Genomic DNA, 2,063 nt, shown 5'->3' on the forward strand with positions numbered 1-2,063 from the left:
CGGGCAACGGCGGCTACACGGTCCGGCGTTACACGCTCGACTTCGACTGGCGGGCGCCACGGACGCCGTTCGAGGCCGGCGCCACCATCAGCGCCACCGCCACGCAGGCGCTGTCCCGCTTCGACCTCGACTTCGCGGGCAACGTGCTGCACCACGTGACCGTGGACGGCACGCCGGCCACCGTCCGACGCGACGGGGACGAACTCGTCGTCACCCCGGCGAAGCCCATCCCGCGTGGCCGTACGTTCGCCGTGCGCGTCACCTACACCGCCGACCCGACGCAACGACGCCACCGCGACGACGCGATCCAGGACTACGGCTGGGTGCCGACACCGGACGGCACCGTGGTCTGCGCGCAGCCCGACGGGGCCAGAATGATCTTCCCGGCGAACGACCACCCGAGTCTGCGGGCACCCGTCACCTTCCGGATCACCACACCGGCGGGACTGAGCGCGGTGGCCAACGGCCGGCTCGTCGGCACCGTACGGCGCCCGGACGGCCGCGTCCGGTGGACGTACGACTCCGAGCAGCCGATCGCGGCGCAGCTGGTCCAGCTCGCCATCGGGAAGTTCACCTTCGCCGACAGCCGGGGCCCCCACGGGCTGCCCGTCCGGGACGCGGTTCCGGACGGCCTGGCCGAGGACACCGAGGAGTACCGCGCACTGACTCCGCAGCACCTGTCCTGGCTGGAGCAGCGGCTCGGTCCGTATCCGTTCCGCCGCTACGGAGTGCTGGTCGGGGACACCGACCTGCCGGTGGCGCTGGAGACCCAGTCCCTCTCCGTCGTGCCCCGGGACGACCTGCTGGGCGACCGGGTCGACGCCGAACGCAATCTCGTCCACGAGCTGGCCCACCACTGGACGGGTGACAGCGTGGCCGTCCGGCGCTGGTCCGACCTGTGGCTGAGCGAGGGTCATGCCCGTTTCTACGAACGCCTGTACTCCGACGAGCACGGCGGCGTGAGCCTGGAGTCGGCGATGCGGGCGGCATACGAACAGCACGACCAATGGCGGCACGACGACGGAGCACCGGCCGAGCCGACCGAGGCGACGCTGTTCAAGGTGATGCGGTACGACGGCTCGGCACTTGTGCTGTACGCGCTGCGGGAGAAGGTCGGCGAGGAGGTCTTCGGCCGGATCGAGCGCGCCTGGGTGACCACCTTCCGGGGCCGCGCGGCCGGCACGCGGGACTTCGTCGCGCTCGCGTCCCGGGTCGCGGGCGAGGACCTGGAACCGTTCCTCACCCCGTGGCTGTACGGGGCGCACACCCCGCCCATGCCCGGGCATCCCGACTGGCAGGTGGACCCGGTGGAGGACTGAGCCCGCGGGCGGCGGGTTTGGTTGCCCCGGGCAGCCGAGTCACTGCCGCCGACCGGGTGGCCTCTGCGGGGCGGCTGGTCCACCCCGGTGACGCTCGCCACGACACGGCGCTCGCGGCACGGAAACGTACGTGGGGTGGCACGGCGGGCAGCTCCTTTGTCCTGGTTGCGAACGAGCGTGGTTGGGAGAGCCTCTGCGATGAGAAGAAATGTTTCTGCACATATCCCCGGAGCCATCCGGAGATGCCGCCTGACGGCCTGTGTGATCGCGGGGGCGGCTCTGTTGCCACCGCTGCTGATCCTCCCGATGTCCGGCGCCGACGATCCGTCCGACCGGCGCCTGCAAAACGCCTTCACCGACGCCGCGCGCGAGTTCCATGTGCCGCGCAGTGTCCTCATGAGCGTGGCGTACATGCAGTCGCGCTGGGACTCGCACCCGGGCGCCCCCAGCGTCTCGGGGGGCTTCGGGCCCATGCACCTGCTGGACACCGACCTCGTCCGGTCCCCGGCGCAGTCGGCCGAACCGTCGACACCGGACGGCGTGCACGCCCTGCCGAGTGCGGGAGCGGCGGGGCCGGGCGCGGGAGCCGGGCCGGGCGCGGGAGCCACGGGGCCGGGCGCGGGAGCCGGGCCGGGCGCGGGAGCCACGGGGCCGGGCGCGGGAGCCGGGCCGGGCGCGGGAGCCACGGGGCCGGGCGCGGGAGCCGGGCCGGGCGCGGGAGCCACGGGGCCGGGCGCGGGAGCC

At 73.5% G+C, this 2,063-nt stretch carries 1 protein-coding gene and 1 pseudogene; both read left to right on the top strand.

The features are described from left to right. On the top strand, window positions 1–1,319 hold a 1,319-nt coding region (locus GT045_RS11910), incomplete at its 5' end, for a M1 family metallopeptidase (protein WP_161334133.1). Between the two features lie 306 nt (window positions 1,320–1,625). Further along, window positions 1,626–2,063 (top strand): annotated as a pseudogene (locus GT045_RS39620) (N-acetylmuramoyl-L-alanine amidase); the annotation flags it as partial.

The organism is Streptomyces sp. SID486 (assembly GCF_009865385.1).
Taxonomy (GTDB): Bacteria; Actinomycetota; Actinomycetes; order Streptomycetales; family Streptomycetaceae; genus Streptomyces.